This is a genomic window from Haloplanus salinarum (assembly GCF_009762275.1).
Taxonomy (GTDB): Archaea; Halobacteriota; Halobacteria; order Halobacteriales; family Haloferacaceae; genus Haloplanus; species Haloplanus salinarum.
This window is the reverse complement of the sequence record NZ_CP034345.1, coordinates 2,608,318-2,627,819: the sequence shown is the minus strand read 5'-3', so window position 1 is coordinate 2,627,819 and position 19,502 is coordinate 2,608,318. Positions and strand designations below refer to the sequence as shown.

Below are 19,502 nucleotides of genomic sequence, written 5' to 3'. Positions count from 1 at the left end.
AACGGGCGCCGCCCGCGGCGTATCGTAACCCGGGGATTAATTCTCGATCCCTCCGTCGGGGGGGACATGTCGGTAACACTCGATCCGGACGACTCGGTGATCGTGCTCGCCCACGAGCAGTTCCCCGGCCGGGCGAAGACGGCCGTCGGCGTCCTCCGATACGCGGACTACGAGGTCGCGGCGGTGCTCGACCGCGCCCACGCGGGCGGGACGGTCACCGACCACGTCCCCGACGTGGACGACGCGCCGATCGTCGAGAACATGGACGCGGCGCTCGACTGCACCGATCCGGACGCGCTGGTGATCGGAATCTCACCCATCGGTGGCGAGTTCGACGAGTCCTGGCGGCCGGACGTCCGGACCGCCATCGAGGCCGGCTGTGACGTGATCTCGGGGCTGCATTACTTCCTCGCGGACGACGCGGAGTTCGCCGCCCTCGCCGACGAAACCGGGGTCGACCTGATCGACGTCCGCCGCCCGCCCGCGGATCTGACCGTGAGCGAGGGCCGTGCCCACGAGGTCGACGCCGAGGTGGTGTTGACCGTCGGCACCGACTGCAACACGGGCAAGATGACGACGACGCTCGAACTCGTCGCCGCCGCCCGGGAACGGGGGATCGACGCGGGGTTCGTCCCCACCGGACAGACGGGGATCATGATCGCCGGATGGGGGATCCCGATCGACCGGACGATCGCCGACTTCGCCGCCGGCGCCGCCGAACGGATGGTCCTCGAGGCCGCGGCGGACCACGACGTCGTCTTCGTCGAAGGACAGGGGTCGATCGTCCACCCCGCCTACTCCGGGGTGACCTGTAGCCTGCTCCACGGCTCGATGCCGGACTCGCTCGTCCTGACCCACAGCGCGGGCACGGAGGCGATCCACGGCTACGAGTCGTTCGCCGTGCCGCCGATCGAGACGTACGTCGACCTCTACGAGTCGCTGGCGGCGCCGGTCGCGCCGGCGGAGATGGCCGCCGGCGCGCTCGATACTCGGGCGTTCGACGACGACGACGCGGCCCGGGACGCCGTCGCGGCCTACGGCGACGCCCTCGGCGCGCCCGCGACCGACCCCATCCGCTTCGGGGCCGAGGAGATACTCGACGACCTGCTATGAATACGAACTTCGAGCGACTCGGCCTGTCGATCGACGGCGAATTCGCCATCTCGCGGGGTGCGCGGACCGACGTTGAGACGGTCGTCGTCCGGGTGTGCGACGACGCCGGGCAGACGGGGATCGGCGCCGCCGCCCCGACCGCCCACTACGGGGAGACGGCCGACACCGTGACCGCGGTCCTGCCCACCCTCCTCGACGCCGTCGAGGGGGTCGACGACCCGCTGGCGCTGGGGCGGATCGAGCGCCGACTGCGCGGGACGATCCGCGACAACCCCGCCGCCCGCGCCGCGGTCAGCGTCGCCTGTCACGACCTCGCGACCCGTCGGCTGGGGATCCCGCTCTACCGCCACCTGGGTCTCGATCCCGGGCGTGCGCCCCCGACCTCCTATACGGTCGCCATCGACGAACCGGAGGCGATGGCCGACACGGCGGAGACGGCCGTCGGGGAGGGATACGGGATCCTGAAGGTGAAACTGGGGACCGACCGCGACCGCGAGCGCGTCGAGGCGGTGCGGGCCGCGGCCCCCGAGGCGACGATCCGGGTCGACGCCAACGAGGCGTGGGCGCCCCCCGAGGCGGTCGCGAAAAGCGAGTGGCTGGCCGACCTCGGCGTCGAGTTCGTCGAACAGCCGGTCCCGGCCGAGAACCCCGAGGGGCTGCGCCGCGTCCACGAGCGGAGCGCCCTCCCCGTCGCCGCCGACGAGTCCTGCGTGACGCTCCCGGACGTCCCGCGGGTGGCCGACCGCGTCGACATCGTGAACCTGAAGCTGATGAAATGCGGGGGGATCCGCGAGGCGGTCCGGATGGTCCACGCCGCCCGCGCACACGGCCTGGAGGTCATGCTCGGCTGCATGGTCGAGTCGACCGCCTCCATCGCCGCCGCCTGTCACCTGGCGCCGCTGATGGACTACGTCGACCTCGACGGGGCGCTCCTGCTCGCCGAGGATCCCTACGAGGGGCCGAGCTACGCCGGCGGGACTGTCGCGTTTCCGGACCGACCGGGGACGGGCGTCCGGTCGATCGAATAGCGTCGGGGGCCGGAGCATCCCTCCGCGGCCACACGGCCGGGAACGCCCTCGGAGTGGGTGTCGGCTTCGATCGAATCGCTGGAGAACGTCATGTGTCCGACTGTCACGACGGCCCCCGAACGTCTATACCCCCCGTTTCATTCGACACCTCACACAACGGGGACGCAGGGCGCCGGACGGCCGACCGGAGCCGCCGTCCCGGGACCGACGCGTTCGGGCCGTCGGTGGTCAGTCGTCGGCCAGCCGGTCGGCCCACCCGTCGGTTCGGCGTCGGTCGCCGTCGCGGGTGAGAAACAGGGCTGCGACTCCCTCACGGTCGTCGAGCAGCGGCGACGCACGGTCGTCGTCCATCACGAACGCGGCCGTGGAGTAGGCGTCGGCGGTCGTCGCGTCGGGCGCGACGACGGTGACGCTGGTGTCCGCCGTGGGCGACCGGCCGGTTCCGGGCGTGACGATGTGGTGGTTCGTCCGGTCCTCGTCGTAGAAGATGCGGTAGTCGCCGGACGTGGCGACGCCGCCGCGGTCGAGACGGAGGGTCGAGACGGTGCCGTCGCCGCGGGGGTCCTCGACCCCGACGCGCCATCGGGAGTCGGCACCGGACCCGCCGAAGGCGCGGACGTCGCCTCCCGCCTCGACGAGGCCGGCGTCGACCCAGTCCCGGAGGACGGCCGTGCCGGCGTCGACCACCGCCCCCTTGGCGACGCCGTCGAGGGTGATGGGCGTTGGCGTCCGGAGTTCGGCGTCCGCGACTGCGACCGAGTCGAACGTCGCCTCGCCGACGCGGCGGCGGGCGTCGGTCGGGGCGTCGCGTCCCGACTCGTAGGCCGTCACGACCGGGAGGACGGTCGGATCGAACGCCCCGTCGGTGCGGTCGTAGACGCGCCGACACTGCCGGAGGAGCGAGACCAGCGCCGGCGACGGATCGGCGAGGACGCCCGCCTCGTTCAGACGCGCCACCTCGCCGTCGGGGTCGTGGCGCGTGAACACCGACTCCAGCCGCGACATCTCGGCGAACGCGCGTTCGACGCCGATCTCGGCCCGGTCGGGCGCTCGCGTGACCGCGGTGACGGTCACGAGCGTCCCCATCATGAGCCGGGTGCTGCGGACCTCGGTGAGGTCCCCGCGGACCAGGAGCGTCCGCCCGAGGAGACCGGCGCCGGCCACGCCGCCGGCGGCCGCCGTCAGGAACGATCGGCGGTCGAGTTCACGCATCGCCGTCACCCCCGTCGAGCCAGGCCGTCCCCGAACAGCCACACGACGCGTCCGACCCCGAACAGCCACACGACGCGTCCGAACCCGGGGCGTCGCCACCCGCCGTCTCCCGGCGGACCATGTCGACGACGGTGCCGTCGGGGACGAGGTCGGAACTCCCCGCGTACGGCTCCGTCTCACCGCCGTCGGTCACGGCGCGTTCGGCGAGGAGGCGCTGTTGCTCTGTCGTCCGGTCCTCGGGGCGAATCCGCTCGATGAGCGCGGGATCCCGCCACGCGTCGACCGTGAACCCGTGTTCGTTGTCGTACTGGAGGACGACCGGACACCCCTCGGGGTCGTAGTAGTTGTCGACACAGACCGAACACTGGAAACACTGGAACCGGTCGATCGAGCCGTCGTCCTCGATGGCCTGGAACTCGCAGTCGCTCTGGCATTTCACGCAGTCGCCACAGAGGTCGTATCGCTGGATCGGCTCCCGCTGGAGGACGTTGCCGAGCGCCAACCCGGCACCGAGCGGACAGACGTACCGGCAGTAGGGCCGGAACATGAACGCGCCCGAGACGACGAGCAGCGCCGACCACGCGATGTAGACGGGGTCGGTCACCAGCGAACTGTAGAAGGCCGCCTTGAACGGCTCGACCTTCGCCAACGTCGCGCCGAAGTCCGTCGAGATTACGAACCCGATCACGATGGCGACGAAAAGCGGATAACGGAGCTTCTCGAGTTTGACGTGGTACTCCCGCGGGAGTTCGTACTCCCAGGGCGTCAGCTTGTAGAGCAGTTCCGAGAGGGCCCCGAACGGGCAGATCCACCCACAGAAGACGCCACGGCCCCACTTCGGGATGACGAGCGCGATGCAGATGAACGTGATCGCGACGAGCGGGGCCGAGAAAAACAGCGCCCACCGGAAACCGCCGGCGGTCGCCCACGAGACGAGTTCCCGAACGAGGATCGCGATCTGTTGGGTGGTGGGCTGGGTGGGATGGTACCAGCCGATGAAGGCGAGTGTCACCCCCAGCGTGCCGATGCGGAGGCGGTTGGTCGTCCACCCCGTTCGGCGGCTGATCCGCGAGCGGAAGGTGAAGATGCCGACGATTCCCGTGAGGAAGACGACGAGCGCGGCGGCGGCGAGCCAGTTGTCCTGCCACGCGGACTCGACGGTGCCGACCCACGCCGGCACCGTCCGGGCGGCCACGGCGTCGACCGGGCGCCGGACGGCCAACCCGCCGGGACCGTAGGTCCGGCTGAGGCGCTCCCCGCCCACGGTCAGATCGAGGACGAACGGGCTGGCGGTGTCGAGGGTACCCTCGATCGCCAGAGCGGCGCTCCAGTCCACGCCGTCGATCCGCGTCTCGTGGACCGGCGGCGCGTACGACCGGGTCCACTGGTGGAGTCGGAGCCGCTCCGGCCGGGACGCCGATCCCGGGGCGTTCAGACCCACCCAGAGGACCGTCGCGTTGGCGTCCGGGGGGCCGGCGGCCCGGTCGGCGAACAGGCTCCGCTTGACGGGGTCGGATTCGATGGGCGCCGCATAGAGCGTCAGGGAGTCGTTCGATCCGGCCGTCGCGTCCGGCGCCCCGGCGTCCCACCGGGCGAGCGGCGCTCCACGACCCAGGTCGCCGAGCGTCATCCGGCGTTCCGACGACTGGTTCGTCGCCGTCTCGTTCGTCGACCCGTCGTCGAGCGCCGATTCGGAGACGATGCCCTTCTCTTTGGCCACGATCCGGGCCGACCGCGTCACCGTCTCGATGGAGGCCCGGGTCGTCACGGACGCGCCGGTGAGCGCGTCGACGTGGTGTTCGTTCCCGTCGGGGTCACGGAGCGTGACGTCCTGTGTGACCGACATCCCGACCATCTGGTAGCTGAACCGCCGCAGGCGCTGGATGGCCGATGTGCGGTCGAAGAAGGGTTCGTGCTGTTCGACGAGTTCGACACCGCGGATGGTGCCGTTGGTGTCGAGCGCGACCAGAAACTCGATGGGTTCGTCGCCGTATCCCTCGACGTCGACGACGTTGCTCGTGAGGAAGACGTAGCCCGCGAGCTGCCGTTCGCCGTCGACCTGTCGGTAGGCCCCGACCGTTCGATACTGGCCGGAGGGCTCGGAGAAGTCGTCGGCGCCGGGGTAGACCTTCGTCAGGCTCCGCTCGGAGAACGGATCGTCGATGGTGGTCCGATCGACGGCGGCCACCGGAGCCGGCACGGCGAGGACGAGGAGGAGGGCGAACACGACGGCGATCCGGCGGCGCCGGCTCACGGTCGACGACACGTCCCGAACGGGGTGCAGTGATGGGTCGGCTCGCCGAACCCGCCGTAAACCGCCCGAACGCGTTCGGTTCCGTCGTCGTGGAGGGTCGGTGTTTCGGACACGATTCCCATCCCCACGTCGTTCATATTAATTATACGGGAACCGTTCACACGGCAGACACGATCGGCGTCCGAATCCCCCGAAAGGGGCCCCGGACCGCGAGGCTACCAGTCGGCGAAGACCGTCTCTCCGCCCGCCCGCTCGATGTAGTCGCGTTGCATCCGCTCGATGGCGTCGGGGAGGGTAGCGCCGTCGTCGACCGCCTCGCGCACGCGAGCCTTCTTCCACGTGCTCGGGACGGTCCCGTCGCGGCGGCGTTCGATGGGGGCGAGGGTGGCGTCGGCGACGTCGGGAGCGAGGCCGGCGTCCCGGAGGCCGCGGCGGGCGTACGCGAACAGTTCGTCGTAGACGGTCTCGGGATCCGCGGTCCGGTCGCCGTCGGCGGTCACCCAGGCGAGGTCCGCGTCCGGACCGTCGTCGACGACGTCGTAGAAGCAGTCGCGGGCCGCCGTCCACGGCAACTCGGTCAGAGGGTGGTTCGCGACGCCCAGTCCCCGGAGCAGGCCGACGACGAGGACCTGGGTGGCCACGGTGTCACGCACCGTCGGCTGCGTGGGGAGCGGGCGGTACTCGATGCGAAGCGACGCGCCGTCCGGCTCCGTGCCGACGGGTTGGCCGCCGACGACGCCCCGGACCCACCGCCAGTGGACGCCGCGCTTGTGGTCGTACTCCCGGAGTGTCGACCGGTACGGGCTGGCGTCCGGGTCCGCGTCGTCGTCCGCGAGCACCGGCGCGTACGTCTCGTCGGCGGCGACGCGGTCGACCACGTCCGTCGCCCGCTCCAGATCCTCGGGAAACCGGACCTTCCCCTCGCCGCGCGGCGCGTCGGCGTTGATGCTCCCCTCGAAGACCGGGATCCGGAGTTCGTGGGGCGTGGCGTCGATCACCGCGGGGTCGTCGTCGTAACAGTCCGCGGGGAGGAAGGGGGCGTTGCTCGTCAGCGAGAGCACCGGCCCCATCGTCCGGATGGCGAGGTTGAAATAGCGGGGGAAGGCGTCGGTATCGGGGATCTGGAGGTGTGGCTGGATCGACGTCGCGAGCGACTCCATGAGGATGGTCGGGTACGCCAGGGAGGCGCCGGGGACGTCGAGCGTGATCGTCCCGCCGCTTCGCTCCAGGATCTCGTTGTCGAGGGCGACGTATCGGGGGTGGTGACGCATGTTCTCGGCGACGACGACGCCCTCGCGCTCCTCGATCGCACCGAGGTAGGCGTCGGTCCCCTCGGCCGGCGGAATCGTCCACATGGCGTCGAGGACGGGCGCGAGGTCGACGTCGTCGAGCGCCGCGGCCGCCGCGTCGACGTTCGCCCGGATCCGGTCGGCCTGGTCGGCGATCCCCGCGGCGTCGAAGGTCGTCGCCGCCGAGTTCACCTCGAAGTTGTGAACGCCGAGTTCCTTCCCGCAGTCGGCCCGGTCGAAGACCGCCTCGGGCACCCGCGCGAGTCGACGCGCGTCGTCGACGACGTACCCTTCGAGTTCCATCCCGACCGCGAACTCGTCGGTGTCGAGTCGGCCCGATCGGATGTCCGCCCGGATGCGCTCGGCCTGCTCGCGGACCCGTCGCTCGAACGTCGCCCGCGTCTCGGGATCGGTCGACTCCGCCACGGCGCCGACGAGCGACGAATCGCCATCCATCAGGCCGATCCCTCGTCGTCCTCGCTGTCCCGCAACTCGTCGAGTTCGGCCTCGATCTCGTCGTCGGCGACGTCCACATCGGCCGAACCTTCCGACTCGCCGCCACTCTCGCCCAGTTCGCTCTTGAGCGTCTCCAGTTCCGCGTCCACCTCGCTTTCCGTCCGGCCGGCCGACAGCTGGCGGTCGATCTCGTCCTCGTCCGAGAGGGCGTCCTCGAAGGCCCCCGACTCTTGGAGTTCGTCCATCGCGGCCGAGCGGGCCTCCATGTCGTCGGTCCGCTCCTCGGCGCGCTCAAGCGCCCGGCTCACGTCGCTCATCTCGTCGCCGACGCCGCTCATGGCCTCCGAGACGCGGGTCGACGCCTCCGCGGCCTCGTAGCGGGCCTTCATCGTCTCCTTTTTCGTCCGGAACTCCTCGATCCGGCTCTGCAGATCGTTTTTCTTCTCGACCAGGTCGTCCTGTGTCGACTGGAGGTCCGCGATCTGTGTCTCCAGCTCCTCGATCTGACTCATCTTCTCTTTCTTTTTCTCCAGGGCCCGCCGCGCCAGGTCGTCGCGGTCCTGTTGGACGGCCTCGCGTGCCTGTTCGTTGTGTTTCTCGACGTTCTCCTCCAGCCGCCGTTTCTGTATCTCGAGGCGCTTTTTCTGGGTCGTCAGATCCGCGATCCCCTGTTTGACCTGCTGTAACTCGTCGCGCATCCGCTCGTAGGAGTAATCGAGCGTCTCCGTCGGGTCCTCGGCCCGATTCAGGAGGGCGTTGAGCTTCGACCGGACGACGTAGGAGGCCCGCGAGAGTATTCCCATACCCCCCGTTCGGGGCGCGAGCCTTAAAATCTCACCCGCCGAGCGGAGGAGTTGAGGCGCTGGACCGCTTACGCCGGTCCGTGCCGACCGAACGCGTCCACCTCCCCGGCGGTCGAGCGGGACGAGCGAGCCTGGACACCGACACGGACGCCGACGCCCTCGTCGTCGCCTGCCCCCCACATCCCCGGCACGGCGGCGACCGTCACGACGCCCGCCTCGGGGCCGTGAGCGACGCGCTCCCCGACCGGATCGACTGCCTACGCTTCGACTACGGCCCCTGGGACGGGGGTCGGGGCGAACGCGACGACGCCCGGACGGCTCACGCCTGGGCCGCCGACCGCTACGATCGGATCGGCCTCTTCGGCTACAGTTTCGGCGGCGGCGTCGCCCTCCTGACCGCCGCCGAGACGTCCACCGCCGTCGCCGCCCTCTCGCCGGTCGCGGAACTGGACGATGGAAGCGACGTCGTCGCCACCGTCCCCCGGATCGACGCCCCGCTGTGGGTGGGATACGGCACCCGGGACGACACCGTCGACGCCGCGGCCGTCGCCGACGCGGCCACGGGCGGGAGCACCGTCGAGCGGTTCCCGGCCGATCACTTCTTCGTCGGGCAGGAACGGAACGTGGGCGAGCGGGTGGCCGCCTTCTTCGCCGACGTCGTGTAGCCCGACCGACGGTTCTTTGGGTCGGGGACCGTAGGCCGTCGCGTGTCACCGACGCGTCGCACCCGACGGGACGTACTGGGACTGCTCGCGGCCGCGGTCGGGGGAGCGGCCGGCTGTGCCGGCGGCGGGAGCGACGGCGGCAGCGAATCGCCGTCGGACACCGGAACGACGACGGAAACGGCCACCGCCGCGGCGGCCGACCGCGACCTCCGGGAGGCGAACGTCGTGGACGTGACCGTCGAGTCGACGGCGGAGGGATACCGGTTCGACGTGACGCTCCACCACGACGACGCCGGCGAGGACGGGTACGCGAACTGGTGGCAGGTCGAGACGCTCGACGGCGACCGACTCGGCCGCCGCGATCTCGCACACCCCCACGGCACCCGGCCGTTCACGCGCTCGGCCACCGTCTCGGTGCCCGAGGGGACGGCCTGCGTCGTCGTCCGGGGGCACGACCGGACCCACGGCTACGGGGGGCGGGCGATGGTGGTGGACGTCGGGACGGGGGTGACCGAGGCCGTCCCGCAGGGACCGGAGCGGGAGTCGACGGTCGGCCGCGCGTGTCCGAACGGGTAGGCTACTCCTCGTCGGTGCCGCTCGTCCGCTCCTGCCGGGACAGTTTGAGGTACGCGGCGAACCCGAGGATGGTGGCCGGCCAGAGGCCGACGAACTGACCGCGCTGTTCGTCGCCGCGCACGTAGTAGTAGTAGAGCGCGAGGGCGACCGAGCCGATGGAGGCCAACCCTGCGGGTCCGAGGCCGCTCGCTTCGAGTTCGTCCGCCAGTGCGTTCGTCGAGTCTTCGTCGGTTGCTTGACTCACGTACACTAGTTGATCCACATACACATATACTGTCGGACTGGGTCGACGGGCCCTGACGGACGCGAGGCGGACTCAGTTGTACTCCCGCCAGCGGTAGCCACAGCTCTTGCACTTGAAAAAGCGCGTCGGCGGTTCGTCGGCGGCGCCGGTCTGTTTGATCGTGTACCACGCCTCGCCGTGGCCACACTCGTCGCAGGTCACGTCGGTGGCCGTCGGTTTCCCCTCGAAGTTGGCGCCCTCCTCGGTTTCGATCAACTCGTCGTCGCTCTGGGCCTCGGTGGAGACGAACTCGGCGGCGCGTTCCTCGTCGCGTTCGCTGGTGGCGCCACAGGAGGTACAGACCATCTCGCCGTCGCGGGTGACCATCATCGACCCGCAGTCGTCGCAGAACTGCATACCGGCGGTAGCGGGTCCGTCCACAAAGGTCCGCTCATTCGAGGGGCGCGGAGTCGCGGTCCTCGGCGACGATGGGGCAGTTCCGGACGCGGAAGCTGTCGGCGTCGACCACCTCGACGATAGTCGTCCCCTCGTGGGTGCAGGCCACCGCCGGCGGGTCGGTGAAGTGGGGGCACCGCTGGCAGAACTTCCGCTTCGGAACGACGGCCTCCGCGTCCTCGGTCTCGTCGCCGGACGTCGTCTCGGGGTCGGCGCCGACCCCCACACCCATCCGCTCCTCCGGATCGGCTTCGTCCTCGTCGAACGCCGCCCAGACGGCCTCCTCGTCGAGTTCCGGCACCTCGACCGACTCGAACGGGTCGTCGATGGGGTCGAGGTCGACATCGTCCTCCGCCTCGCGGGTCGCCCGCCGCTCGCGGACCTCGCGGACGAGGTCGTCGAGCGGCGCGTCGTCGCCGGCCTCCGTCCCCGTGTCGTCGCCGCCATCGTCAGTCACCGTCCACACCCCCGTCGCCGGCGTCGGCGTCGGATTCGAGCAGATCGGCGGCGTCGTCGGGCACCGCCCGGTCGTCGGTCCCGTCGGTCAGCGCGGGTCGGTCGCCGGTGGCCAGCGTGGCGCTGGCGAAGAAGCCGGTGGCCGGTTCGAAGTCGACGTAGGTGGCCTCGCAGTGGGGACACCGGGGACGGGAGAGCAGTCCGAGGTCGACGGTCGCGCCGCAGTCGGCACAGGCGGCCGTGCGGGCGCCGTGACGGTTGGCGGCCGTCCGCAGTTCGTCGACGGCCGTCCGGTCGTGCTCGGCGGCGGTGACGCGCTGGAGCTCCGAGCGCACGTCGACGACGGCGCCGGCCAGGCGGGTGACCTTCCGGTCGAGGTCGTCGGTCACGTCGGTCAGATGTTCCAGGATCTCCTCGTAGTTCTCGAAGCCGCGGTCGAGCCGCTGGTCGAGGTTCTCGACCCGATCCTCGGTCGTCTCGGCGGTGCGGCGGGCCGCGTCGATCCGCTCGTCGAGGCCCGGATGCCCGTGGTCGCGGGAGGCCTTGGCGTCGGTCTCGCGTTTGACCTGGATCACTCGCTCGCGGACGTCCTGAATCTTCGTGTCCAAGTCGTCCTCGACGGCGGCGACGCGGTCGTCGAGGTCCGCGATCCGGTCGGACAGCTCGGCGACTCGCTCGGGGTCGACGTCGAGCGGATCGGAAGCAAGGGGTGTGTCGGCGTCGGCTTCGGCGTCGAGCGCCCGATAGATCGTCACGGCGCGGGCGAGAATCGTCTCGGGGGTTGCGTCGCGCTCGGCCGCCTTGCGTTCGATCCAGTCCCGGAGTTCGTCCGGGAAGGTCTCCGACTGCTCCCCTGCCATTGTACGTGCCTAGTCGGGTGGCGGCTTAAGTATCGGTCGGCCTAACGGATCTTCCGGACGCCGCTCACGTCGAATCCGGCCTCGTGAACCTCCGTCTCGAAGCGGATGACGTTCTCCTCCTCGAGTCGGGAGAGAACACCCCGGAACTCCTTGACGAACATCGTCCGAGTGCGCTGTGACCCGCCGCTCTCCCACTCGAACTGCACGGTTCCGGAGGCGGCGTCCATCAGGTGGCCGAGCTCCGTCGGCCCGAGCGTCTGCCGCTGGACCAGCAGGAGGATGAGCCCGCCCCAGTCGTACGCCGCCTTCTGGATCCCCTTCATGAGCAGGGCGATGTCGCTCCAGGTCATTTCGTCGCTGACGGCGGCGACGAGGTCGGTGATGGAGTCGACGAGAACGAGGTTGCCGGGCGCGTGCTCGCCCAAGTAGTCGGCGAGCGCGCTCAGCGCGCTCTCCAGGCGCTCCCGGGTCGCCAAGTCGCTCACCGACTGGGCCTCGCCGGCGTACCACTCCCGGGGGATGGGACTCAACTGGAAATACTCCGGCGAGAGGTCGCGGAAGTGGATGTGTTCGACCGCCGAGCGGACGAGGTCCTCGTCCATCGTGTAGGTGAGTTCCTTGGCGAGGTGCTCACGGCCGGCGGTGAAGGAGATGTAGTGGATTTCGGGCGGGGGCTCGGCGGGCGCCTCCACGTCGCCATAGTGGAGTTCGAACGCCTCGCGGTCGCCGTGGTAGAGGCCGTTCATCGCGGCGCTGGTGTGGAGGAACTCGCGGGCGCCCGCACCCGCCTCCCCGGTCAGGAGGACGACGCTCCCCGGCGGCGCACCCCCGCCGATGATCGAGTCGAGCCGGGAGATTCCGAAGGGTACCCGAGCCATGGCCACCGTTGGTCCGGTCGGGGGTTAGTCGTTGCGGCGCCTCTCCCGGCGACCGGGGGCGACCGAGAACGTTTATTTTGGTACGTGAGAAGTTTCGGCTATGCGAGGTGTTCTCGGCGAGAAGCGAGCCGTCTCGGCGGTCATCGGATTGGTTTTGCTGGTCGCCGTCGCCGTGGTCCTCAGCGCGACCGTCACGGGATACGTCCTCAGCGAAGGCAGCGACGTTCCGCCGCCGTCGCCGAGGATCAGCGTCTCGCATACGACGGTCGACGACGGGGGCGACGCGACGGTCGCGGTGACACTCGAGGACGGCGACGCGGTCAGAACCAACCGGCTCTACGTGATCGGGTCGAAGCCGCTAGATATCGGCGGCCCACCGGGCGATTCACAGTCGGCAGACGAGGCGTACGCGAGCGACCGGGAGAACGTTATCGAATCGTCAGGAGGTCGTCCGCCACAGGTCGGGATCGGCGAGACGTGGGAGGCCGGCGAGACCGTCTATCTGGACCCGAAGGGGGACGCCGACGGCGTGCGGGTTCGCATCTACTGGAACACCCAGCCGATCCAGGGGGTGAACCCGGGAACCGTCACGGGTGACGACGCGTACCAACTCGCCGAGTTCACCGTCTCGACGACCTGAGCCCACCCCCGGAGGCACGTTGGGGCCGGTATCAGTCGGCGCCCCGGTTTCGTCCCTCGACGACGAGGACGCGTCCGTCCACGCCCGCAGCGTCGAGGGCCGCCCGGCCCGCCGCCCGCGCCGCCGCGGCCCGGTCGGCGTCGGTCACGCCGTACACCGACGGTCCCCACGAGGACTGCCCGGCGCCGTACACCGCGGGGTCGTCGTCGAGGGCGGCGACGAGTTCGCCGGCCGGCGGCCGATACACTCCGCCCTGTTCGTCCGCGTACCAGGAGCCGTTGAGGCGACCGACCGCCGCGACGGCGGCGCCGAACCGTTCGGCCGATCCCTCGGTGATCGCCGGCAACACCCGTCGGAGGACGACGCCCGCGAGGCGGTCACTCGGCTCCGGCGACGCCGACTCGACCGCCGAGCGCATGCTCCGATCCTCGGCGTCGCCGCTCGGACCCGCGGGGGCCTCGGGCACGACGACCAGGAACCGCCAGTCCTCGGGGATCGGATGCCGGGCGGCGACCGGCGGGACCGACCACTGCCCGACCGCCGGCCGGTCCGTGGTGAACCGCGCGGTCGGGTGGCCGGCGTCGAGGACGAAGCCGCCGTCCTCGAAAGTGGCGACGCCGACGCCCGACCGCCCGCCGCGGCCCAGATCCGGCGCGCACGCCCGGACGTCGGCGTGGCGATCGTGGGCGCGGGCGACGGCGACGAGCGTCGCGAGCGCGAACTGCGTCCCGCTACCCAGGCCGACGTGTCGCGGGAACGCGCTCTCGACGGTCACGTCGGCTCCGGCGACGCCGAGGAGGTCGACCGCCCGCTCGGCGTACTTCCGGACGGTCGGGTGATCGCAGTCGACGGCGTCGGCCGGCGACGCGGTGACAGTCACCGACGGGCGGTCGAGGGCGACGCCGAGGCTCCCGTAGAGGCGCTCCCGTGCGAGGCTCAGGTTACAGAACCCGAAGTGGAGCCGGGCGTGGGCGGTGACGCTCGTGCGTGACATGGCTGACTCACCGGACGAGCCGGCGGCTCATCCGGAGCCGGGCATCGGACAGAGGCTGGCGGTGAACACCGCCACCTCGTTCGCCTCGTTTCTGGCGCCGTGGCTCACGCCGCGCTCGTGGTGGACGACACCCGGCGCCGCGATCGCCTCCTCGTCGTCGCCCTGCATCACCGTCACGGTTCCACGGAGCACGTGAAAGACGTTCGTACTATCGGAGTGGTCGTGAGCGTCGAGTTCCGCGCCGGGGCCGAGTGCGAAGGCTTTCACCAGCACGTCGTCGCCGACGACGAGTTCGGCGGTCAGCACCTCTTCGGGGTCCGGATCGAGCGTCTCGAGTCGGTCGAGGGTCATGGTCGAGGGTTGTACGGCGGCGTCTTAACGGTGCGGCTTCGACGATTCTATTGACGGTGGTGTTACGTGTGCGCGGTCTGAATGAGACGCATGCACGATCAGATCGTGGTCGGATACGTCGACTACGACACGACCGTACCGGCGCGAATCGACCGCCGGAACGCTCACATCACGGTCGACCACGTCACTCGGGCAAGGGATTGCCTCGATCGGCTGTCCAGCGCCGGCTACGACTGTCTGGTCTCCGCCTACGACCTGCCCGGAATCGATGGACTCGAACTGCTCGACACCGTCCGCGAGGAGCACCCCACGCTGCCGTTCGTACTGTGTACCGACAGGGGGAGTGAAGCGGTAGCGAGCCGCGCCATCTCCGCCGACGTCTCGGAGTACGTTCGGGCGGACGAGGTGTCGGACCGGGCCGCCGCAGTGGCGGCGGCGGTCGAGGAGCGAGTCACCGAACACGGTCGCCGACGAGAGCCCGACCCGGGCGGGGAGCATCTCTCCCTGTTTTTCGAGGAGTCGCCGCTGGGCGCGGTACAGTGGGACGAGGAGTTCCGGTTCGAACGGGTCAACGGGGCCGCCGAGGAGATACTGGGCTACTCGGAGGCGGAACTGCGGGGCCGATCCTGGGAGACGATCGTCGCCGACACCGATCGGGAACGGGTCGCCGAAGCGGTCGCCGGGCTCCTCGAGAAGGATGGCGGCACTCGAATCAGGAATCGGAACGTTCGCAAGGACGGCACGCGAATCACGTGCGAGTGGTACAACCGTGCCGTCACCGACGAGGACGGTGACGTCCGGAGTGTCTTCTCGAAGTTCGAGGACGTCACGGAGCGAAAGCGGCACAGAGAGGAGCTTCAGCGCTACGAAACCATCGTCGAGGCGCTGAACGACGCCGTCTACGCCCTCGACGAGACGGGCCGCTTCACCTACGTCAACGACGCGTTCGCCGACCTGGTCGGCTACGACCAAGAGACCATCCTCGGGAGTACGCCACAGCTCATCAAGGGACCGGAGGCAGTCGAACGCGCAGAGCGGAACCTGGCCCGTCTGCTCTCCACCGACGGTCCGGACGAAATCACGTTCGAGATCGACGTCCAACCCCGCGAAGGGGATCCGATCGTCTGTGAGGACCACATGGGCGTGCTTCCGTACGACGGGGAGGCATTCGAAGGGTCGGTTGGGACGCTTCGGGATGTCACCGCACGGCGGGAACGCTCGCGGGAGCTACGGTGGCTCAGGCGCGTCGTCGAGAGTGCAGTCCATGCGGTCTACGTTACGAAACCGGACGGGACGATCACGTACGTCAACAGCGCGTTCGAGGAGCTGACTGGATATACGCGAGCGGAAGCCGTCGGGCAGACGCCGGCGATCCTGAATTCGGGGACCCACGACGAGGCGTACTTCGAACGCCTCTGGGAGACGGTCCGGAACGGGGAGGTCTGGGAGGAGGAGATCGTCGACGAGCGGAAAGGCGGCGGCCAGTATGTCGCCCGGCAGTACATCGTCCCCGTAGCCGGTCCGTCCGGAGAGATCGAACGATTCGCCGCCTTTCAGGTCGACATCTCGAATCGAAAGGAGCGGGAACGACATCTGGATCGGCTCGACCGCATGCTCCGACACAACCTGCGTAACGACCTGAACGTGATCCGGGGGTACGCCGAGAACATCGCGTCCCGGGCCGACGGCGAGGAATCGGCCACCGCCGGGCGGGTCGTTCGAAGGGTCGACGAGATCCTGGATATGTCTCAAAAAGGACGAACGGTAGCGACCATGCTGTCCGAGGATCGAGACCGCCGGAGCGTCGATATCGCGTCGACGGTTCGGGACGTTGCGGAGCGGGTCAACAGCTCATACCCCGCCGCGGCGGTCGAATTCGACACCCCCTCCCGTCTCGTCGCGGTCGCGACGAGACGGATCGAACTGGCGGTCGAGGAACTCGTAACCAACGCCATCGTTCACGGCGACGGGAGCGACAGCGAGGTCGCGGTGCGTGTCGAAGCCGGTGAGGATCGAGTGCGGATCGAGGTCGAAGACGGGAACGATCCGCTCCCGGAGATGGAGGCCCGATTACTGGTCGACGGTGAGGAGCTCGGCCCACTGTATCACGGGACCGGGCTCGGGCTATGGATGGTGTATCTGGTCGTGAACCGATCCGGCGGAGCCGTCACCACCGAGGAGAGTGATCGCGGTGGAAACTGCATCCGCATCCAACTCGAGCGTGACGGCATGTGACCGCGATCCGACTGCGGGCCACCGAAGCGGCAACTGCGGCTATCAGGCTAGCTCCTCGGCGACCATCTCGACGCCGAACAGCGTCGGATCCATCGCGAGGTCCGTCTGCCCGCGGGCGAACTCCGGCAGGGAGTCGTGGCTGTAGACGACGACCCGAACGTCGGGGTTGCGGTCCTTGGCGACGGCGATGGCCGTCGCCTCGTCGAGGTCCGTGAGGACGAACAGGTCGGCGTCCGCCAGGCCGGCGTCGTCGAGGACGGCGGCGGTGAGGACACCCTCGACGCGCGATACCTCGATCCCCTCCCCCTCCAGTGCGGTGCCGAGGCCGTCGTCGTCCGGCCCGGCGAGGATGGCTTTGGTCATTCGTACTCGATGGTCGCCGGGGGTTTGTGCGTCACGTCGTAGACGACCCGGGCGACGTCGTCGTTCTCGCCGGTGATGCGGCTCTGAATCCGTTGTAGGGTCTCCCACGGGAGGTCCTGGGCGCGGGCAGTCATGCCGTCGCGGCTCTCGACCGACCGGACGGCGACCACCCAGCCGTGGACCCGGTTGTCGCCCTTGACGCCGGTCGCCTTGCCGATGACGGCCGCGAAGGCCTGCCAGGGGTCGTGTTCCGCGACCTCCTCCTCGACGATGTGACACGCCTCGCGGGCCACGTTCAGTTTCTCCTCGGTCACCTCGCCGAGGATGCGGACGGCGAGTCCCGGCCCGGGGAAGGGCATCCGTTCCGAGACCACTTCCTCGAGGTCGAGGGCGCGGGCCACCTCCCGCACCTCGTCCTTGTAGAGGTCGCGGACGGGTTCGACGATGCCCTCGAAATCGATCACGTCGGGCAGGCCGCCGACGTTGTGGTGGGACTTGATGTTGCCCTCGCTCTCGATGCGGTCGGGGTAGATCGTCCCCTGGACGAGGTAGTCGGCGTCGGCCTCCCGGGCCTCGCGTTCGAACTCGCGGATGAACCCTTCGCCGATGGCGTGGCGCTTCTCCTCGGGGTCGGTCACGCCTTCGAGGGCGTCGAGGAAGCGGTCCTGTGCCTCGACGATCCGCAGGCTGTCCATGAAGGAGAACGTCTCCCGGATACCCTCGGTCTCGCCTTTCCGCATCAGCCCGGTGTCGACGTAGACGGGCGTGAGACGGTCGCCGATGGCGCGGTAGGCCAGCGCGGCCGCGACCGAGGAGTCGACGCCGCCGGAGAGCGCGATGATGGCGTTCGCGTCGCCGATCTCGGACTCGATCTCCGCGGTCGCCTCCTCGATGAACTCGTCGACGTCGACCATCAGGCCTCCACCTCCCGTTCCTCGGCGACGCGGTCGAGGACGGCGTCGACGAGGCCGACGAACGGCGGACTCGCGCGGTCGGGGCGGGACCGGAACTCGGGGTGGAACTGCGTCCCGAGGAAGTACGGATGGTCGTCGAGTTCGACGATCTCCATCCGGTTGCCCGCACGCCCGGAGAAGGTGAGGGCGCCGGCTTCGAGGTCGTCGATGTACTCGGGATTGACCTCGTAGCGGTGCCGATGGCGCTCGGTGCAGGCCTCGACGTCGTACACCTCGTGGGCGAGCGTCCCCGGATCGATATCGGTCTCGTGGGCGCCGAGGCGCATCGTCCCGCCCAGGTCCTCGAGGTCGTACTGCTCGGGCAGGAGGTCGATCACCGGGTAGGGCGTCTCCTCGTCGATTTCGGCGGAGTGGGCGCCCTCCAGCCCGAGGACGTTCCGGGCGTACTCGACGACGGCCATCTGGAAGCCCAGACAGAGTCCGAGGAAGGGCACGTCGTTCTCGCGGGCGTAGCGGATCGCCTCGATCTTCCCCTCGGTGCCGCGGGAGCCGAAGCCCCCGGGGACGACCACCGCGTCGGCCTCGTGGAGGCGCTCGGCGTGGTGATCGTGCATCTCGTCGGCGTCGACCCAGAGCACGTCCACGTCGACCTGCCTCTCGATGCCGGCGTGTTTCAGCGCCTCGTGGATGGACATGTACGCGTCCTCGAGGGCGTACTTGCCGACGAGGGCGACCTGAATCTCGCCCGTCCGCTCCCGGGTGACGAGTTCGCGCCACCGGCTGTCGCGCTCCTCGGGCGGGAGTGCCTCGTCGGCGATATGCAACCGCTCCATCACGTACTCGTCCAGTCCCTCCTCCTCGACCATCAGGGGGACGTGGTAGATGTCCTCGACGTCCGGGTTCGAGAAGACGGCGTCGGTGGGGACGTCACAGAACAGCGCGATCTTCTCTTTGGTCTCCGGGTCGAGGCGGTCCTCGCACCGACCGACCAGGACGTCGGGCTGGAGGCCGATCGAGCGCAGTTCCTTCACGCTGTGCTGGGTCGGCTTGGTCTTCTGCTCGCCGTTTTTCGAGTACGGGACGAGCGTCACGTGGGTGAACAGGACGTCCTCGTCGTCCTCCTCGTGGGAGAACTGTCGGAGGGCTTCGAGGTAGGGCATCCCCTCGATGTCGCCGACGGTCCCCCCGACCTCCACGAGACACACGTCGGTCCCCTCGGCGGCCTCGCGGATGCGTCGCTTGATGTCGTCGGTGATGTGGGGGATGATCTGGACCGTGTTGCCCAGGTAGTCGCCCGCGCGCTCCTTCTCGATGACGTGCTTGTACGTCTTCCCCGTCGTGACGTTGTGGTCGAAGGTCATGTCGGTCCCGAGGAAGCGCTCGTAGTTCCCCAGATCGAGGTCGACCTCGCCCCCGTCTTTCAGCACGTACACCTCCCCGTGCTGGTAGGGGTTCATCGTCCCCGCGTCCACGTTGAGGTACGGGTCGATCTTTACCGCGGTCACGTCGAAGCCCGCGTTCGACAGGAGGCGGCCGGTGCTGGCGGCCGTAATCCCCTTGCCGAGCCCGGACATGACACCTCCCGTTACGAAAACGAACTTCCGACCCAGTTCCGGGTCGTACCCTGTCTCGGGTTCGGTCGGCATACCGACCGTGCGCGAGCGCGCATGAAAATCGTTTCGCCTGGGCCGGCGGCGTGGGGGCGAATCGCACGCACGGACCGGCAGGCGGACGCT

General features: G+C 69.5%; 20 protein-coding genes. 6 read left to right on the top strand and 14 right to left on the bottom strand.

Translation table 11 applies throughout. From position 1 onward, the window contains the following. Window positions 1–66: 66 nt before the first annotated feature. Together EI982_RS14915 and EI982_RS14910 are read left to right on the top strand one after the other, a co-directional pair. Window positions 67–1,113, top strand: a complete 1,047-nt coding sequence (locus EI982_RS14915; RefSeq protein ID WP_157690444.1) for an N-acetyltransferase DgcN family protein — start codon at window positions 67–69, stop codon at window positions 1,111–1,113. Next, window positions 1,110–2,141 (top strand): dipeptide epimerase, encoded by a 1,032-nt coding sequence (locus EI982_RS14910; RefSeq protein WP_157690443.1) that lies wholly within the window; start codon window positions 1,110–1,112, stop codon window positions 2,139–2,141. The genes EI982_RS14915 and EI982_RS14910 overlap by 4 nt, the downstream gene beginning before the upstream one ends. Window positions 2,142–2,369: 228 nt before the next feature. Here EI982_RS14910 and EI982_RS14905 read toward each other — a convergent pair whose 3' ends face one another. The 4 genes from EI982_RS14905 to EI982_RS14890 all read right to left on the bottom strand — a co-directional run bounded on the left by EI982_RS14905 (window position 2,370) and on the right by EI982_RS14890 (window position 8,155). Next, window positions 2,370–3,353 (bottom strand): FAD:protein FMN transferase, encoded by a 984-nt coding sequence (locus tag EI982_RS14905; RefSeq protein ID WP_157690442.1) that lies wholly within the window; start codon window positions 3,351–3,353, stop codon window positions 2,370–2,372. Next, on the bottom strand, window positions 3,346–5,607 hold the full coding sequence (locus EI982_RS14900; protein WP_157690441.1) for a 4Fe-4S binding protein: 2,262 nt from the start codon (window positions 5,605–5,607) through the stop codon (window positions 3,346–3,348). The genes EI982_RS14905 and EI982_RS14900 overlap by 8 nt, the downstream gene beginning before the upstream one ends. Before the next feature lie 215 nt (window positions 5,608–5,822). Next, window positions 5,823–7,352 (bottom strand): glutamate-cysteine ligase family protein, encoded by a 1,530-nt coding sequence (locus EI982_RS14895; RefSeq protein ID WP_157690440.1) that lies wholly within the window; start codon window positions 7,350–7,352, stop codon window positions 5,823–5,825. Continuing rightward, complete coding sequence (locus EI982_RS14890; protein WP_157690439.1) at window positions 7,352–8,155, bottom strand: PspA/IM30 family protein; 804 nt, start codon at window positions 8,153–8,155, stop codon at window positions 7,352–7,354. Before EI982_RS14890 ends, EI982_RS14895 begins: the two co-directional genes overlap by 1 nt. An 80-nt stretch (window positions 8,156–8,235) precedes the next feature. Between EI982_RS14890 and EI982_RS14885 the strand changes: the two genes are divergently transcribed. After that, window positions 8,236–8,820 (top strand): dienelactone hydrolase family protein, encoded by a 585-nt coding sequence (locus EI982_RS14885; protein ID WP_157690438.1) that lies wholly within the window; start codon window positions 8,236–8,238, stop codon window positions 8,818–8,820. A gap of 42 nt (window positions 8,821–8,862) precedes the next feature. Then, a complete protein-coding gene (locus tag EI982_RS14880; RefSeq protein ID WP_157690437.1) occupies window positions 8,863–9,396 on the top strand; it encodes a hypothetical protein in 534 nt (177 codons plus the stop codon). Between the two features lies 1 nt (window position 9,397). On the opposite strand, the gene EI982_RS14875 is transcribed toward EI982_RS14880, so the two are convergent. The 5 genes from EI982_RS14875 to EI982_RS14855 form a co-directional block, all read right to left on the bottom strand. Further along, on the bottom strand, window positions 9,398–9,604 hold the full coding sequence (locus tag EI982_RS14875; RefSeq protein ID WP_157691247.1) for a hypothetical protein: 207 nt from the start codon (window positions 9,602–9,604) through the stop codon (window positions 9,398–9,400). 108 nt (window positions 9,605–9,712) lie between these two features. Beyond that, window positions 9,713–10,036, bottom strand: coding sequence for a transcription factor S (locus EI982_RS14870; protein WP_157690436.1), 324 nt, complete (start codon window positions 10,034–10,036; stop codon window positions 9,713–9,715). Window positions 10,037–10,070: 34 nt separating this feature from the next. Next, window positions 10,071–10,532, bottom strand: a complete 462-nt coding sequence (locus EI982_RS14865; protein WP_157690435.1) for a DUF8135 domain-containing protein — start codon at window positions 10,530–10,532, stop codon at window positions 10,071–10,073. Next, window positions 10,525–11,391, bottom strand: a complete 867-nt coding sequence (locus EI982_RS14860) for a hypothetical protein (RefSeq protein ID WP_157690434.1) — start codon at window positions 11,389–11,391, stop codon at window positions 10,525–10,527. Before EI982_RS14860 ends, EI982_RS14865 begins: the two co-directional genes overlap by 8 nt. A gap of 41 nt (window positions 11,392–11,432) precedes the next feature. Then, a complete protein-coding gene (locus EI982_RS14855) occupies window positions 11,433–12,269 on the bottom strand; it encodes an RAD55 family ATPase (protein WP_157690433.1) in 837 nt (278 codons plus the stop codon). A 100-nt stretch (window positions 12,270–12,369) separates the two neighbouring features. Here EI982_RS14855 and EI982_RS14850 point away from each other — a divergent pair, with 100 nt between their 5' ends. Next, window positions 12,370–12,909, top strand: coding sequence for an archaellin/type IV pilin N-terminal domain-containing protein (locus EI982_RS14850; protein WP_157690432.1), 540 nt, complete (start codon window positions 12,370–12,372; stop codon window positions 12,907–12,909). A 31-nt stretch (window positions 12,910–12,940) separates the two neighbouring features. Here the strand turns inward: EI982_RS14850 and EI982_RS14845 are convergent, their stop codons facing one another. Both EI982_RS14845 and EI982_RS14840 read right to left on the bottom strand, forming a co-directional pair. After that, window positions 12,941–13,903: a beta-ribofuranosylaminobenzene 5'-phosphate synthase family protein gene (locus tag EI982_RS14845; protein ID WP_157690431.1), complete on the bottom strand. Its 963-nt coding sequence runs from the start codon at window positions 13,901–13,903 to the stop codon at window positions 12,941–12,943. A 27-nt stretch (window positions 13,904–13,930) separates the two neighbouring features. After that, window positions 13,931–14,254, bottom strand: a complete 324-nt coding sequence (locus EI982_RS14840; RefSeq protein ID WP_157690430.1) for a cupin domain-containing protein — start codon at window positions 14,252–14,254, stop codon at window positions 13,931–13,933. Between the two features lie 90 nt (window positions 14,255–14,344). Between EI982_RS14840 and EI982_RS14835 the strand changes: the two genes are divergently transcribed. Then, window positions 14,345–16,489 carry a PAS domain-containing protein gene (locus EI982_RS14835; RefSeq protein WP_199243653.1) on the top strand — a complete coding sequence of 715 codons (2,145 nt, stop codon included), beginning with the start codon at window positions 14,345–14,347 and terminating at the stop codon, window positions 16,487–16,489. 42 nt (window positions 16,490–16,531) lie between these two features. Here EI982_RS14835 and EI982_RS14830 read toward each other — a convergent pair whose 3' ends face one another. The 3 genes from EI982_RS14830 to pyrG are packed head-to-tail and all read right to left on the bottom strand — an operon-like array spanning window position 16,532 to window position 19,412. Then, entirely contained in the window at window positions 16,532–16,852 is a 321-nt protein-coding gene (locus EI982_RS14830) for a DUF7126 family protein (protein ID WP_157690428.1), read from the bottom strand. Continuing rightward, window positions 16,849–17,766, bottom strand: a complete 918-nt coding sequence (guaA, locus tag EI982_RS14825) for a glutamine-hydrolyzing GMP synthase (RefSeq protein WP_157690427.1) — start codon at window positions 17,764–17,766, stop codon at window positions 16,849–16,851. The genes EI982_RS14830 and guaA overlap by 4 nt, the downstream gene beginning before the upstream one ends. Continuing rightward, the gene (gene pyrG / locus EI982_RS14820) at window positions 17,766–19,412 is read right to left on the bottom strand and encodes a glutamine hydrolyzing CTP synthase (RefSeq protein ID WP_157690426.1); all 1,647 of its coding nucleotides are present in this window, start codon (window positions 19,410–19,412) and stop codon (window positions 17,766–17,768) included. Before pyrG ends, guaA begins: the two co-directional genes overlap by 1 nt. Window positions 19,413–19,502 lie beyond the last annotated feature (90 nt).

What these genes read in the sequence shown, in the direction of transcription:
- EI982_RS14840 (WP_157690430.1), bottom strand. Translation starts at nt 14,254, where the DNA reads ATGACCCTCGACCGACTCGAGACGCTCGATCCGGACCCCGAAGAGGTG.
- EI982_RS14890 (WP_157690439.1), bottom strand. Translation starts at nt 8,155, where the DNA reads ATGGGAATACTCTCGCGGGCCTCCTACGTCGTCCGGTCGAAGCTCAAC.
- pyrG (WP_157690426.1), bottom strand. Translation starts at nt 19,412, where the DNA reads ATGCCGACCGAACCCGAGACAGGGTACGACCCGGAACTGGGTCGGAAG.
- EI982_RS14855 (WP_157690433.1), bottom strand. Translation starts at nt 12,269, where the DNA reads ATGGCTCGGGTACCCTTCGGAATCTCCCGGCTCGACTCGATCATCGGC.
- EI982_RS14850 (WP_157690432.1), top strand. Translation starts at nt 12,370, where the DNA reads ATGCGAGGTGTTCTCGGCGAGAAGCGAGCCGTCTCGGCGGTCATCGGA.
- EI982_RS14910 (WP_157690443.1), top strand. Translation starts at nt 1,110, where the DNA reads ATGAATACGAACTTCGAGCGACTCGGCCTGTCGATCGACGGCGAATTC.
- EI982_RS14915 (WP_157690444.1), top strand. Translation starts at nt 67, where the DNA reads ATGTCGGTAACACTCGATCCGGACGACTCGGTGATCGTGCTCGCCCAC.
- EI982_RS14830 (WP_157690428.1), bottom strand. Translation starts at nt 16,852, where the DNA reads ATGACCAAAGCCATCCTCGCCGGGCCGGACGACGACGGCCTCGGCACC.
- EI982_RS14835 (WP_199243653.1), top strand. Translation starts at nt 14,345, where the DNA reads ATGCACGATCAGATCGTGGTCGGATACGTCGACTACGACACGACCGTA.
- EI982_RS14870 (WP_157690436.1), bottom strand. Translation starts at nt 10,036, where the DNA reads ATGCAGTTCTGCGACGACTGCGGGTCGATGATGGTCACCCGCGACGGC.
- guaA (WP_157690427.1), bottom strand. Translation starts at nt 17,766, where the DNA reads ATGGTCGACGTCGACGAGTTCATCGAGGAGGCGACCGCGGAGATCGAG.
- EI982_RS14895 (WP_157690440.1), bottom strand. Translation starts at nt 7,352, where the DNA reads ATGGATGGCGATTCGTCGCTCGTCGGCGCCGTGGCGGAGTCGACCGAT.
- EI982_RS14905 (WP_157690442.1), bottom strand. Translation starts at nt 3,353, where the DNA reads ATGCGTGAACTCGACCGCCGATCGTTCCTGACGGCGGCCGCCGGCGGC.
- EI982_RS14860 (WP_157690434.1), bottom strand. Translation starts at nt 11,391, where the DNA reads ATGGCAGGGGAGCAGTCGGAGACCTTCCCGGACGAACTCCGGGACTGG.
- EI982_RS14845 (WP_157690431.1), bottom strand. Translation starts at nt 13,903, where the DNA reads ATGTCACGCACGAGCGTCACCGCCCACGCCCGGCTCCACTTCGGGTTC.